11 protein-coding genes are annotated in these 12,396 nt (G+C 74.1%); 5 read left to right on the forward strand and 6 right to left on the reverse strand.

All coding sequences use genetic code 11. The features are described from left to right. Window positions 1-74 precede the first annotated feature (74 nt). The 3 genes from ACFC1F_RS00260 to ACFC1F_RS00270 all read right to left on the reverse strand — a co-directional run bounded on the left by ACFC1F_RS00260 (window position 75) and on the right by ACFC1F_RS00270 (window position 4,570). Window positions 75-1,190: an ADP-ribosylglycohydrolase family protein gene (locus ACFC1F_RS00260; RefSeq protein ID WP_209413027.1), complete on the reverse strand. Its 1,116-nt coding sequence runs from the start codon at window positions 1,188-1,190 to the stop codon at window positions 75-77. A gap of 321 nt (window positions 1,191-1,511) precedes the next feature. Next, window positions 1,512-1,880: a hypothetical protein gene (locus tag ACFC1F_RS00265; RefSeq protein WP_376154631.1), complete on the reverse strand. Its 369-nt coding sequence runs from the start codon at window positions 1,878-1,880 to the stop codon at window positions 1,512-1,514. A gap of 116 nt (window positions 1,881-1,996) precedes the next feature. After that, complete coding sequence (locus ACFC1F_RS00270) at window positions 1,997-4,570, reverse strand: bifunctional FO biosynthesis protein CofGH (RefSeq protein WP_209413025.1); 2,574 nt, start codon at window positions 4,568-4,570, stop codon at window positions 1,997-1,999. A 181-nt stretch (window positions 4,571-4,751) separates the two neighbouring features. Here ACFC1F_RS00270 and ACFC1F_RS00275 point away from each other — a divergent pair, with 181 nt between their 5' ends. From ACFC1F_RS00275 to ACFC1F_RS00285, 3 genes are all read left to right on the forward strand, one after another. Further along, window positions 4,752-6,017, forward strand: a complete 1,266-nt coding sequence (locus ACFC1F_RS00275) for an outer membrane lipoprotein carrier protein LolA (protein WP_376154633.1) — start codon at window positions 4,752-4,754, stop codon at window positions 6,015-6,017. 234 nt (window positions 6,018-6,251) lie between these two features. Continuing rightward, window positions 6,252-7,184: an ABC transporter ATP-binding protein gene (locus ACFC1F_RS00280; protein WP_307853166.1), complete on the forward strand. Its 933-nt coding sequence runs from the start codon at window positions 6,252-6,254 to the stop codon at window positions 7,182-7,184. After that, on the forward strand, window positions 7,171-8,055 hold the full coding sequence (locus ACFC1F_RS00285) for an ABC transporter permease (RefSeq protein ID WP_376154635.1): 885 nt from the start codon (window positions 7,171-7,173) through the stop codon (window positions 8,053-8,055). Before ACFC1F_RS00280 ends, ACFC1F_RS00285 begins: the two co-directional genes overlap by 14 nt. Before the next feature lie 153 nt (window positions 8,056-8,208). Here the strand turns inward: ACFC1F_RS00285 and rarD are convergent, their stop codons facing one another. Continuing rightward, complete coding sequence (rarD, locus tag ACFC1F_RS00290) at window positions 8,209-9,216, reverse strand: EamA family transporter RarD (protein WP_376154637.1); 1,008 nt, start codon at window positions 9,214-9,216, stop codon at window positions 8,209-8,211. Between the two features lie 134 nt (window positions 9,217-9,350). After that, the gene (locus ACFC1F_RS00295; protein WP_376154638.1) at window positions 9,351-10,211 is read right to left on the reverse strand and encodes an SDR family oxidoreductase; all 861 of its coding nucleotides are present in this window, start codon (window positions 10,209-10,211) and stop codon (window positions 9,351-9,353) included. 110 nt (window positions 10,212-10,321) lie between these two features. On the opposite strand from ACFC1F_RS00295, the gene ACFC1F_RS00300 reads away from it, so the two are divergent. Next, window positions 10,322-10,714: a helix-turn-helix domain-containing protein gene (locus ACFC1F_RS00300; protein ID WP_209413079.1), complete on the forward strand. Its 393-nt coding sequence runs from the start codon at window positions 10,322-10,324 to the stop codon at window positions 10,712-10,714. Window positions 10,715-11,113: 399 nt separating this feature from the next. On the opposite strand, the gene ACFC1F_RS00305 is transcribed toward ACFC1F_RS00300, so the two are convergent. Further along, complete coding sequence (locus tag ACFC1F_RS00305) at window positions 11,114-11,887, reverse strand: TetR/AcrR family transcriptional regulator (protein WP_376154640.1); 774 nt, start codon at window positions 11,885-11,887, stop codon at window positions 11,114-11,116. Between the two features lie 40 nt (window positions 11,888-11,927). On the opposite strand from ACFC1F_RS00305, the gene ACFC1F_RS00310 reads away from it, so the two are divergent. Further along, on the forward strand, window positions 11,928-12,242 hold the full coding sequence (locus tag ACFC1F_RS00310; protein WP_376154642.1) for a DUF6011 domain-containing protein: 315 nt from the start codon (window positions 11,928-11,930) through the stop codon (window positions 12,240-12,242). Window positions 12,243-12,396 lie beyond the last annotated feature (154 nt).

The raw sequence follows: 12,396 nt of genomic DNA on the forward strand, positions 1-12,396 counted from the left end.
CGTTCGAGGAAGCCAGTGCGGCCGAGGCGACCAGTGCAGCTCAGGCAACCAGTGCGGCCCAGGCGGCCCGACGATCAGCGCAGCACGGGGTAGCGCGCGGACCAGGCCGCGCCCTCCGCGGTGTCCGGGCCGTGCAGCTCGGACCCGTGCATCAGCTCCAGGACGAAGTCGTCGGCCAGCTCCAGCAGCGCCCCACGCCCCTCCAGACCGGCCACCAGGCCGGGCGGCAGCGCGGTGTCCCCGTGCAGCACCCCGAGCAGGTTGCCGCAGATCGCGCCGGTGGAGTCGCTGTCCCCCGAGTGGTTCACCGCCAGCAGCAGGCCCGAGCGGATGTCGTGGGCGACCAGCGCGCAGTAGAGCCCGATCGCCAGCGCCTCCTCGGCGACCCAGCCCTCCCCCAGCGCCTCGACCCGCTCCGCGGACGGCTCCCCGGCCCGGACCGCGTCCAGCGCCGCCCGCAGCGCCGCCGTGGTCTCCTCGTGCGCCGGCCGCTCGGAGAGCAGTGCCAACGCCAGGTGGACGCCCTCCTCCAGGGTCCCGCCGCGGGCCGCGGTCTGGACGATCACCGCCAGCGCGCCGGCCGAGAGGTAGCCGGTGGGGTGGCCGTGGGTCAGCACCGAGCACTCCACCGCCAGCTGGAACACCAGGCTCGGCTCCCAGGTGGTGAGCAGCCCGAACGGCGCCGCCCGCATCACCGTGCCGCAGCCCTTGGAGTGCGGGTTCTTGGGCGCATCCAGGGTGCCGAGGCGCTCGGCGTCCGGCCCGGAGAGGCCGGAGAGGCAGGCCTGGCCGGGGGCGCGCTGGGCGTACAGCCACTCCTCGCGGCCGAGCCAGCCGAGGTCGGCCCGCCGCTCGTCCGGACCCCAGTCCCGCTGGGTGGCGGACCAGCGCAGGTAGGCGAGGTGGAGGTCGGTGGGCGGGTGCCAGCTGCCGGTGTCCCGGCGGATGTGGGCGCGGATCAGCCCGTCGACGGTGAAGAGCACCATCTGGGTGTCGTCGGTGACCGCGCCGAGCCGCCCGTACGCGGGGACGTAGCCGGTGACGCCTTGCGGGCCGTGCACCGCCCGGATCTTCTCCAGCGACTCGAACTCGATGCCCGCGCCGAGCGCGTCACCGATCGCGCCGCCGAGCAGACAGCCCCGCACCCGGCTGCGGAAGTCCTGCTGCTGTGCGCGTGACCAGAGTGGCATCACGACGGGGCGCCTTTCGTCCGGGGAGCGGCGGCGCGACGGAAGCCGGTCGCGCGCCCTCGCACTGTATTCGAATGGCTGAACAAGTCGAGGGGTTCCCCGGAACACCAGTCTTCAACAGAATGTTGCTGCCGCGCCACGCGCCCGCCACGGACCACCACCCCGCACTCCCCACCGTCCGGGGCCATGACCATCTCCCGCACCCGCCTGGCCACCGCACTCGCCCTGACCGGTGCGAGGGGCCGCCGAAGCGGGCCGACGGGCGGAGGCCGTCGAAGAGGGGCTGCCGAAGCGGGGCCGACGGGGGGCCAACGGGGGCCGTCACTCGCAGGTGTTGCCCCAGGTGTGGGGGCCGGACAGCACGTTCACGGCGTTGAACACCTCGCCGACGGCGAACAGCCCGGCGGCCACGGCCAGTACGCCCCCGGCGACCAGCAGGAGCGGACTCCGCGAGGACCGCACCGCGACCCACCCGGCCGCGACCGCGCCCGCGGCGCTGAGCAGGGGCGCCATCACCGCCGCGGCGACCGCCGGCCCGGCCAGGCTCCCCACCTTGGCGCAGTGCTGGAGCGGTCCCCCGATCTCTCGGTGGTAGACGTCCCCCGCGTACGCCGCGAAGCCCCAGCCCAGCACCCCGGCGACCACCACCGCCGCGAGCACGCCCCACCGGCCGTTGCCGCCTCTGACCACTGCCGTCCCCACCGCGTCCCCCGATCGTCGTGGCGGCCCGGGGCCCGGACCGCCACGACAGGGACGCCGGTTCCGGCGGTCCGGTTCCGGGACCGCCGGCCGGGCCGGCCCTCGGTTCAGTCGAGCACCGGCAGCAGCTCCGGCAGGTGTCCGTCCGAGGCCAGGGCCGCGGCCTGCCGCTCGGCGGGGACCTCGCCGTAGGTGGTGGTGCGCTGCCGGTGCGGCCGGCCCGCCGCCTCGGCGATCGCCTGGAGGTCCCGCACGGACTTGTAACTCCCGTACGCCGAACCGGCCATCCGCGAGATGGTCTCCTCCATCAGCGTGCCGCCCAGGTCGTTGGCGCCCGAGCGGAGCATCTCGGCCGCGCCCTCGGCCCCCAGCTTCACCCAGCTGGTCTGGATGTTGGGGATGTGCGGGTGCAGCAGCAGCCGGGCCATCGCCACCACCGCGCGGTTGTCCCGGGCGGTCGGCCCGGGCCGGGAGATGCCGGCCAGGTAGACCGGCGCGTTGGTGTGGATGAACGGCAGCGTCACGAACTCGGTGAAGCCGCCGGTCCGTTGCTGGATCCCGGCGAGCAGCCGCAGGTGCCCGAGCCAGTGCGCCGGGGTGTCCACGTGCCCGTACATCATGGTGGACGAGGAGCGGATGCCCAGCTCGTGCGCGGTGGTGACCACCTCGACCCAGGTGGCGGCCGGCAGCTTGCCCTTGGTGAGCACCCAGCGGACGTCGTCGTCCAGGATCTCGGCGGCGGTGCCCGGAATGGTGTCCAGGCCGGACGCCTTGGCCTCCTGGAGCCAGTCGCGGATGGAGAGCCCGGTCCGGGTCGCCCCGTTGACGACCTCCATCGGCGAGAAGGCGTGCACGTGGATGCCGGGCACCCGCTCCTTCACCGCCCGCGCGATGTCGAAGTAGGCGGTGCCGGGGAGGTCCGGGTGGATGCCGCCCTGCATGCAGACCTCGGTGGCACCGACCTCCCAGGCCTGCGCGGCCCGGTCGGCCACCTGCTCCAGCGAGAGGGTGTACGCGTCCGCGTCGGTGCGGCGCTGGGCGAACGCGCAGAACCGGCAGCCGGTGTAGCAGACGTTGGTGAAGTTGATGTTCCGGGTGACGCAGTAGGTGACGTCGTCGCCGACCGCCGAGCGGCGCACGTCGTCGGCGATCCGGCAGAGCGCGTCCAGCGCCGGGCCGTCCGCGTGGAACAGGGCCAGCGCCTGGTCGTCGGTCAGCCTCACCGGGTCGTCGGCGGCCACCGCCAGGGCCTCCCGCAGGTCGCCGGCCAGCCGCTCGGGCGCGCCCTTGGCGAGAACCTGCTCGCGCAGCACCTCCCAGTCGCCGTAGACGTCCTCGAAGTCGGCCCGGCGGTCGCCGGTGCGGCCCTCGGAGTCGATGGCGGTGTGCAGGTCGGTCCGCCCGTACGAGGCCGGGAGGTCCTCCGGCTCCTGCCAGGGGAGCCCCCGGACGACCGCGTCCGGGCGGGCCAGGCCGGTCTCCGGGTCGGACAGCGCGCGGACGTGCGGCAGCACCCGCGGGTCCAGCCAGGGCTCGCCGTTGCGGACGTACTCGGGGTAGACGGCGAGGCGCTCGCGCAGCTCGAAACCGGCCGCCGCCGACTGCTCCGCCAGCCGGTCGATCTGCGGCCAGGGGCGCTCGGGGTTCACGTGGTCGGGCGTCAGCGGCGAGACCCCGCCCCAGTCGTCGATCCCGGCGCCGATCAGCCGCCGGTACTCGCCGTCCACCAGGTTCGGCGGCGCCTGGAGACAGGCCGACGGGCCCATGATGTGCCGGGCCACGGCGACGGTGGCGACCAGCTCGTCCAGCTCCGCGTCCGGCATGCCGCGCATCGCCGTGTCCGGCTTGGCGCGGAAGTTCTGCAGGATCAGTTCCTGGATGCCGTGGTAGGCCCGGGAGATCCGGCGCAGCGCGAACAGCGACTCCGCGCGCTCCTCGTAGGTCTCGCCGATGCCGATCAGCAGCCCGCTGGTGAAGGGGACGGAGCTGCGCCCGGCGTCCTCCAGCACCCGCAGCCTGACGGCCGGCTCCTTGTCGGGCGAGCCGTGGTGCGGGCCGCCGGGCTCGCTCCACAGACGGGTGGCGGTGGTCTCCAGCATCATGCCCATGGACGCCGAGACCGGCTTGAGCCGCTGGAAGTCCGTCCAGCTCAGCACCCCGGGGTTGAGGTGCGGCAGCAGGCCGGTCTCCTCCAGGATGCGGATCGACATCGCCCGGACGTACGCGATGGTGTCGTCGTAGCCGTGCGCGTCCAGCCACTCGCGGGCCTCGGGCCAGCGGTCCTCGGGCTTGTCACCGAGGGTGATCAGGGCTTCCTTGCAGCCGAGTTCGGCCCCGCGCCGGGCCACGTCCAGCACCTCGTCCGGGGACATGAACATCCCGTGCCCGGCCCGGCGCAGCTTACCGGGGACGGTGGCGAAGGTGCAGTAGTGGCACTTGTCGCGGCAGAGCCGGGTGAGCGGGATGAAGACGCTCTTGGAGTAGGTGATGACACCGGCCCGGCCCGCCGCCTCCAGGCCCGCGTCGCGCACCCGGGCCGCGCTCGAACAGAGGTCCAGGAGGTCGTCGCCCCTGGCTTGGAGCAGGACCGCCGCCTCGGCCGCGTCCAGCGCGACACCGTCCCGGGCACGGCGCAGGGCGCGCCGCATCGCGTTCGCAGTCGGGGTGTTGGTTGCATCCATGGCGCGACCCTACGCCAGTTCTCGTACATCCGGAGGAGACAACCCTGAGGACGCATCAGGGTCGGCTGCGCCCGGAGGGCGACCCCTATCTGGCCCTGGAGGGCGATGACCCCGGCCGCCCGGCGCCGTGTAATGGAGGTGCAGAGGAAGTCGGTCACGGCTACGGAGGGGTAGGACACTCATGACGGACGACAGGGCGGCCGAGCGGGACGGGGAGGGCGCCGCGGTGCCGTACCGGGCCGGGCGGCGCACCGCGGTGCGGGTGGCGGTGCCGGTGGCGGTGGCGGCGGTGATCGCCGCGGGCGTGGGCCTGGTGCCGGCGCTCGCGGCCGACTCCCCGCCGGACCTGCCGGCGCTGACGGCGGAGCAGGTGGTGGCGAAGGCGCTCGGCTCGCAGGCGCAGACGCTCTCGGGCACGGTCTCGGTCTCCGCGGACCTCGGGGTGCCGAGCGAGCTCCTCGGGGCCGGCGCCGGCCTCACGGCCGGTGGCGGAGGGGTCGGCTCGGGCGGTACCGGCGGCTCGAAGCCGTCCGCGGCCTCGCCGGAGGCCAAGCTGACGCAGCTGCTCGGCGGCGAACACACCCTGCGGGTCGCCGTGGACGGCCCCGACCGCCAGCGGATCGGCCTGATCCAGCAGCTGGCCGGGTACGAGCTGGTCCACAACGGCGACCAGGTCTGGGCCTGGGACAGCACCAGCAACGAGGCCGTCCACCTGACGGCCCCGCAGGGCTCCCGTCCCGACGGGCTCGGCGGTGACGGGCACGGCGGCAAGCCGCCGCTGACCCAGGTGCCGGCCACCCCGCAGGAGGCCGCACGCCAGTTCCTCGCGGCGGGCGCGGGCAGCACCACCGTCACCGTGGACGGCACGGCGACCGTCGCCGGGCAGAAGGCGTACCAGCTCAGCCTGAAGCCCACCCGGTCCGGCTCGACCATCGGCGAGGTGCGGATCGCGGTGGCCGCCGACAACGGCGTGCCGCTCGCGGTGCTGGTCAAGGGCACCGACGGCGGCAAGGTGTTCGACGTCCACTTCACCGAGGTGTCGTTCGCCAAGCCGGCCGCCAAGACCTTCGACTTCACGGTGCCCAAGGGCGCCAAGGTGACGGAGCAGAAGGCCGGCGACGCCGGGAAGGCCCCGTCCCGGGAGGAGGCGGAGAAGGCCGCCGCCGGGCTGAACGTGGTCGGCGACGGCTGGACGGCCGTGCTGAGCGGCAAGCTGCCCACCGGCGACGTCTCCGTCCCGGCCGAGGGCGCGAAGGGCAGGCACGGCAAGGGCGGCGAGGCCCGGGTGCAGAACCCGCTGGCGCTGGTGAAGTCGCTCGGCAAGCCGGTCGAGGGCGGCTCGCTGATCAGCACCAAGGTGCTGAACGTGCTGGTCACCGACGACGGCCGGGTCTTCGCGGGCGCGGTGACGCTGCCGGTGCTGCAGAGTGCGGCCGGGGTGAAGTAAGTGACCCAGGCTCCTGTAACGGGGGACGTTACGGAGCCGGCCGGGGGCCGGGGCGCGGCTGCGCGCCCGGCCCCCGTGGCCGTTCCCGATGCTCCCGCCGTCTCCTCCGCTCCCTCCTCCGCCTCCAGCGCTTCCTCCGCTTCTGCCGTTTCCTCCACTTCTGCCGCCTCCACCGCGTCCACCGCGTCCGGCTCGGCCGGTTCGGCCGGTGGGCCGGTCTCCGGGTCCGACGACGTGATCAGGACCAGTGGCCTGACCAAGCGGTTCCGCGGCGGCCAGCTCGCCGTGGACGGGCTGGACCTGACGGTCCCGCGGGGCTCGGTCTTCGGCTTCCTCGGCCCCAACGGCTCCGGCAAGACCACCACCATCCGGATGCTGATGGGTCTGATCGCGCCCACCGCGGGCGTGGCCACCGTGCTCGGCGAACCGATGCCGCAGTCCGTCGGCACGGTGCTGCCCCGGGTCGGCGCGCTGATCGAGGGCCCTGCGCTGTACGGCTTCCTCTCCGGCCGGGACAACCTGGCCCGGTTCGACGCGGCCGATCCGACCGCCGACCCGCGCACCCGCCGGCAACGGGTGGCCGAGGCCCTGGAGCGGGTCGGCCTGACGGCCGCCGCGGGCAAGAAGGCCCGGGCCTACTCGCTGGGCATGAAGCAGCGGCTCGGCCTCGCCTCGGCGCTGCTCCAGCCCCGCGAGCTGCTGGTGCTCGACGAGCCGACCAACGGCCTCGACCCGCAGGGCATGCGGGAGATCCGTGCCCTCGTCCGGGAGGTCGCGGCCGAGGGCACGACGGTCTTCCTCTCCTCGCACCTGCTGGACGAGATCGAGCAGGTCTGCACCCACGCCGCGGTGATGTCCCGCGGCCGGCTGCTGGTGCAGGGCACCGTCGCCGAACTGGCCGCCCGGGCGCAGGGCCGGCTGGTGGTCCGCACACCGGACGTGGCGCAGGCCGCCGAGGTGCTGGCCGCACACCACGTCGCCGGACTGCAGAAGGGCGAGGGCCGGGTGGACGGCGGGCTGGACGCGCCGGCCGACGACGTCCTGCCCGGGATCTGTGCGGCACTGGTCGCGGCCGGGGTGCGGGTGCACGGCTTCGGTGTGGAACGGGGCACGTTGGAGGACGCCTTCGTGGCGCTGACCGGGGAGGGATTCGATGTCGCAGGCTGAGGCGACGGGGGTGGTGACCCCCCGGGCGGCCGGGCATCGGCCGCAGACGGCGGCCGGGTTCCTCGCGCTGTTCCGCAGCGAACTGCTGCTGACCTTCCGCCGGGTGCGGACCATGGTGCTGCTCGGCATCCTGGCCGTGCTGCCGGTCCTGATCGGCGTGGTCGTCAAGATCGAGACGGACGGCCCGAGCAGGGGCGAGGGCCCGGCGTTCATCGCCCAGGTGACGCAGAACGGCCTGTTCCTGGTCTTCACCGCGCTCGCGGTGTCGCTGCCGGTCTTCCTTCCGATGACCGTCGGCGTGGTCGCCGGGGACTCGGTGGCCGGCGAGTCGGCTGGCGGAACGCTGCGCTACCTGCTGGTCGCACCGGCCGGGCGGACCAGGCTGCTGGCCGCCAAGTTCACCGCCGGGCTGGCGTTCTGTCTGGCCGCGACCCTGACCGTCGCCCTGGCGGCGCTGGCCACCGGCGCGGCGCTGTTCCCGATGGGAGAGGTCACGCTGGTCTCCGGGGAGACCATCGGGGTCGGCCCGGCCCTGCTGCGGGCGGTGCTGGTCGCCGTCGTGGTGGCCGCCTCGCTGGCCGGGCTGGTCGCGATCGGGCTCTTCATCTCGACGCTCACCGGCAGCGGCATCGCGGCGATGGCCGCCACGGTCGGCCTGGTGATCACCGTCCAGATCCTGGACAGCTTCCCGCAGCTGCACGCGATCCAGCCGTTCCTCTTCGCCCACCACTGGCTGAGCTTCGGGGACCTGCTGCGCGAACCGATGTACTGGGACAACGTGCTGAAGAACCTGGGGCTCCAGGGTGCGTACGTCGCGGTCTTCGGTGCGGCGGCGTGGTCCCGTTTCACTAGCCGGGACATCACGGCCTGAGAACCCGCCACCGGCCGGCGGGGTGCCACCGGCCGGCAGGCGACGGGGTGCCCGGCGGGCGGGCGGCAGGGTGTCACCGGCGGGCGGGCGACGGGGTGCCACCGGCGGGCGGCAGTCGGCCGGCGCCGCCGGGGCGGCACCGGCGCGCCGGTGTCAGCGGGCGGTGGCGGCGGCTTCGGCCGGGGCCGTGGCTTCTGCCGGAGCGGTGGCGTCGGCCGGGGCCGTCCGGGCCAGGGCGGCCGCCCGCTCCACGCGGTCGGCCCGCACCCGGCGCAGCGCGTCCCAGGTGAGCAGCGCCAGCGCCGCCCAGACCAGGGCGAAGCCGGCCCAGCGGGCGGGCGGCATGGACTCGTGGAAGACCGCGACGCCGATCAGGAACTGGAACACCGGCGCCAGGTACTGCAGCAGCCCGAGCACGGTGAGCGGCACCCGGACGGCCGCCGCGCCGAAGAAGAGCAGCGGGATCGCGGTGATCACCCCGCTGAGCATCAGCAGCCCCGAGTGCCCCCAGCCGTACGAGCCGGCCACGGTGTGCCCGAAGGTGCCGCGGCCGCTGACCTCCAGGTAGATCAGGTAGCCGAGGGCGAAGGGGAACATGAAGGCGCTCTCGGCCGCCAGGCTCTCCAGCCCGCTCAGCCCGACCTTCTTCTTCAGCAGCCCGTAGGTGGCGAAGGAGAACGCCAGGGTCAGCGCGATCCACGGCAGCCGGCCGTACCCGACCGTCAGCACCACCACGGCGAGGGCTCCGACCCCGACGGCCGCCCACTGCGCGGGCCGCAGCCGCTCCTTCAGCATCAGCACGCCGAACCCGATGGTGACCAGCGGGTTGATGAAGTAGCCGAGGCTGGTCTCCACGACGTGCCCGGCGTTGACGCCCCAGATGTAGACGCCCCAGTTGACCGAGATCACGGCGGCGGCACCGCCCAGCATGGCGAGGCGGCGCGGCTGGCGCAGCAGCGGACGTATCCAGCCCCAGTGCCGCTGGACCAGCAGCAGCAGCGCCACGGAGACCAGCGACCAGACCATCCGGTTGGCCAGGATGTCGTCGGCGGCGCCGGGCTCCAGCAGCGGCCAGAACAGGGGGAAGAGCCCCCAGATCCCGTACGCGGCCATGCCGAACCAGAGCCCTCTGCCGGCCTCCTGCTGGGTTGTCTCTGGCATTGACGGCCTGCCCTCCGCGCGCACGTGTGTCGAGGCGACGGTAGCGGGCGAAGGGCAGGATGTCATCTCCGTATTCGGTTTTTGGTCATGACAGGGGCGGACCGGGGACCGCCGGGACGGGCGGTCCGGGGCCCTCAGGCGCTCAGCGCGGCGCGCACGCTCTCGGCCAGCGGGACGGTCGGACGGCCGATCAGCCGGGCCAGGTCGCCGGGGGTGCCGGCCAGCTCGCCGCGTGCGATGCCCGCGTCCACGTCCACCAGGACCTCGGCGAAGCCCTCCGGCAGGCCCGCGCCGACCAGCACCTCGCGGTGCTCGGCCGGGGTCACCTCGCGGTGCTCGACCGGCCGGCCCGAGACCCGCGCCAGCTCGGCGGCCAGCTCCGGCAGGCTCCACGCGGCGTCGCCGCTCAGCTCGTACACGGTGTCCGCGTGACCGCTCACGTCGCCCTCGCCGAGCAGCACCGCGACCGCGGCGTCGGCGTAGTCCCTGCGCGGGGCACTGGCCACCCGGCCCTCGCCCGCACTGCCGATCACGACGCCGCGGGCCACCGTGCCGGCGGCGTCGCCCAGGTAGTTCTCGGTGTACCAGCCGTTACGGAGGAAGGAGTAGGGGACGCCGGACTCGCGGATCGCCACCTCGGTCGCCTTGTGCTCGTCCGCGAGCCGGAACGTGGCCGCACCCGGCGCGCTGGTGTACGCGAGCAGCGCGACCCCGGCGGCACGTGCCGCCTCGACCACCGCGGTGTGCTGCGGGATCCGGCGGCCGACCTCGCTGCCCGAGATCAGCAGCACGCGGTCACCCGCGGCAAAGGCACCGGCCAGGCTCTCCGGGCGGTCGTAGTCGACCTCGCGAACGGTCACGCCTCGGGCGGCCAGGTCGGCGGCCTTCGCGGCGGAGCGGACGGCGACCGCCACCTCGCCCGCGGGGACCTTGGCCAGCAGGCCCTCGACGACCAGGCGGCCGAGCTGTCCAGTGGCTCCGGTGACGACGTACATGGTGTGCTCCCTCGTGGTGGGTTGTCCTTGTTGACCTCGCAACTAACCCTAGGGACAGCACTAACTATCCGAAAGTACGCACTTCAAAGTAGGGTACTGACATGGAGGTAATGAGCAAGGCCAAGCCCGTCGGCGAACTGCCCCCGCCGGACGTCTTCGACCGCATGTGCCCCTCGCGCGGGGTACTGGAACACGTCACCACCCGCTGGGGCGTCCTGGTGCTCGGGGCGCTGAACGAGCGCGGCTACCGCTTCAGCGAGCTGCGACGCAGGGTCGCGGGGGTGAGCGAGAAGATGCTCGCGCAGACCCTCCAGACCCTGGAGCGCGACGGCTTCGTGCTGCGCGAGGCCCATCCGGTCATCCCGCCCCGAGTCGACTACAGCCTCACCCCGCTGGGCCGGGAGGCCGCGCAGCTGGTCGCGGCACTCGCCCACTGGTCCGAGGCGCGCGTGCCCGCCGTGCTGACGGCCCGCGCCGAGTACGACGCCCGGCCGGGCCGCTGAGGAGGCCCCCGCGGGCGGCCGGGCGGGGCGGGCCGCCGACGGGACGCCCCACGGGAGGCACCGCGGGAGGCGCCGCAGGAGGCGCCGCGCGGGATGTCGGCCCCGGGAGTCCGCGGTGCACCGGGAGCCCGGCCCGCCCGGGGTACGCCGGGAGCCCGGGCGCACCCCGGGCACGCCGGACGAGCGGCCGGACGAGCGGGCGAGCCTGCGTTTTATGCAGACCGGTCTACCTATGTAGACCGGTCTGCATATACCGATCGGTCTACAGATTCACGCGCGCCGCGGACGCACGCAGGGGGTCGCACGCCGAGCACAGCCCACGCCGCAGGCGCAGCGCACGCCACAGGCCCAGCAGACCCAGCGGGCACACCCCACACAGGAATATGCAGACCGGTCGACTTATTCGCCCCGCGCCGCGATCAGCGCCGCGAAGCCGTCCAGCACCCGGGCGAGGCCGAAGGCGTACGCGTGATCCGGGCTGTAGGCGCCGCCGTGGGCCTCGCCGGCCGCGGCACCGACACGAGCGGCGACCGGGTAGCGCTCGGGGTCGAACACGCGGGCCAGCAGGTCGGCATTGGCGGCCCACCACTGCGTGTCGCTCATCGCACTGTCCTGCTCGGCGGCACGCTCGTCGGCCGCCATCAGGGCACAGGTCTGCACGAAGCCCAGCAGGTGGGTGAGGGCCGAGTCCAGCTCGACGTCCGGCAGGCCGGTCCCCTCCAGGGCCCGCAGCTCGTACTCGTACTTGGCCATCACCCCCGGCCCCAACGGCGGACGGCTGGTGGACACGCCGGCCACCCAGGGGTGCGCCCGATGGAGCGCACGGTTGTCGTCGGCCAGGGCGGTGACCCGGGCGCGCCAGCCCTCGCCGGCGGGGGCGGTACGCGGCATGGTCGCGTAGACGGTGTCCAGCATCAGGTCCAGCAGCTCGGCCTTGCCCGGCACGTAGGTGTAGAGCGCCATCGGGGAGACGCCGAGCTCCTGGGCGACGCGCCGCATGGTCACGGCGTCCACGCCCTCGGCGTCGGCCAGTGCGATCGCCACGGCGGCGATCTCCGCCGACGACTTCGCCTGTCGTGGCCCCCGCCGACCCGGCTTCTCCTCCGCCGACACGCCCCAGAGCAGCGCCAGTGTGCGCGCCGGGTCTCCTGCACTGCTGCGCTCACTCGCCATGGGGAGATCCTTTCACGCCCCCGCCCGCTACCGTCGGCCCATGACCACCCCCGACCCCGGCCCGGCGACCGCCCCGGCGGCCGACCCCGCGGCCGGCCCCGCAACCAGCCCCGCGACCAGTCCCCCGACCAGCCCGGCGACCAGCCCCGCGACCGGCCTCACCCCCGAACCACTCCCCGGCACCGACGCGCCGGAGGTACTGCGCCCCCGGGTCACCTGCCGCCGCTGCCACCGGCCGCTGCACGACCCCGAGTCCCGGATGCTGCGCCTCGGCCCGGAGTGCCGGGACCCGTCCGAGCGCGTGGCCCGCCACGAGGTGGAACAGGACACGCTGCCGGGGATGGACGGCCCCTGAGACAACCGCCTCCCCACCGGGAACCCCGAAGTCCACCGAGATTCCTGAAGTCCGCCGGGAACCCCGAAGTCCACCGGGAACCCAGAAGTGACGTGCGCCACATCCGGAAACGCGCGATGAGGACGGCCGCATGTAGGAGGGACGACAGGAAAGC

Origin of the sequence: Kitasatospora sp. NPDC056181 (assembly GCF_042266225.1) — a bacterium.
Classification (GTDB): domain Bacteria; phylum Actinomycetota; class Actinomycetes; order Streptomycetales; family Streptomycetaceae; genus Kitasatospora.